The 1,013-nt window shown below is 69.6% G+C and carries 1 pseudogene; it reads right to left on the bottom strand.

Annotated features, from left to right (window positions below):
• Positions 1-974: pseudogene (locus tag HII36_RS55485) on the bottom strand (ATPase); the annotation flags it as partial.
• Between the last annotated feature and the right edge of the window lie 39 nt (positions 975-1,013).

Genomic DNA, 1,013 nt, shown 5'->3' with positions numbered 1-1,013 from the left:
GCCACATCCCCATCCGCCCCCCGAGCGAGCAGGACGTCCGCCAGATACGACCGCGCCACGACCGACCACGGCCGCGCCCGCATCCGATCGGCCGACCGATAGGCGGCCGTGGCCTCCTCGATCGCCTCGGACCAGCGTTCCTCGGCGGCGTCCACCAGCGCCAGCCACAAGTCGAACGGCCCGCTGACGTCCCACCCGAACAGCGAGACCGCCCACCGCCCGCGATGCGGCAGCAACGCGGCGCGCGCCCGGGCGCACAGCTCCGGATCATGCGTCGCCGCCGCCACCTCGGCCTGGAACCGCAACCACAACGGCTCGATCACCCGATCACGCGGCTCGCCATCGGCGTAGTGGCGCAGCGCCGCGTCGAGGTCCCCCCGATGCAGCGCGGTCAACGCGGCAGGCAGCCCCGCGTAGAGGTGCGGCGAGTCTCTGAGTCGCTGGAGCACATCATCCAGTTCGTCGTATCTGCCCTGCAGAGTCAGCAATGCCCAGTGGTGATGCCAGAGCATGTACCGGAAGTGTTCATGGTGTGGCTCCCGCCGCCGCCCGTCGGACTGCTCGCTCAACTCCTCGCTCAGCCGTCCGACCAGTTGCTCGACCAACTGCTCGGCCCGCTCGAAGCGTCCGGTCAGCGCGGCGACGATGCTCTCGTCCATGGACGCCGTCAGATCGAGATGCCGCAGCTCATTGCCCTTGCCCTTGGCGAGGTAGTCGTTGAACCGGTCGAGATAGCGCGGGTCGCCCTGTTCGATCATCGCCACCCAGCGCAACGCGGCGGCGAAGTGCGCCTGCTCGGCATCGTCGGCGCGCTCGGCGAGCTCGACCAACTCCCCGGTCAGCGCCACGCGTTCACCCGCGGTGCCGGGGCCCCAGATGATGTCGTGGTGCGCCCACAGGCTGAACGCCAGCGCGTCGTCGTCACCGCCGGTCCTGGCCATCGCAGCCAGCTTGAAGATCAGATCAAGCGCCAAGTGATCGTCGGCCACCTCACGCCCAACCCCGGACTCCCC

The organism is Nonomuraea antri (genome assembly GCF_013283785.1).
Lineage (GTDB): Bacteria > Actinomycetota > Actinomycetes > Streptosporangiales > Streptosporangiaceae > Nonomuraea > Nonomuraea antri.
Note: the sequence above shows the minus strand (reverse complement) of the source record. Positions and strands in the feature narration are given on the sequence as shown.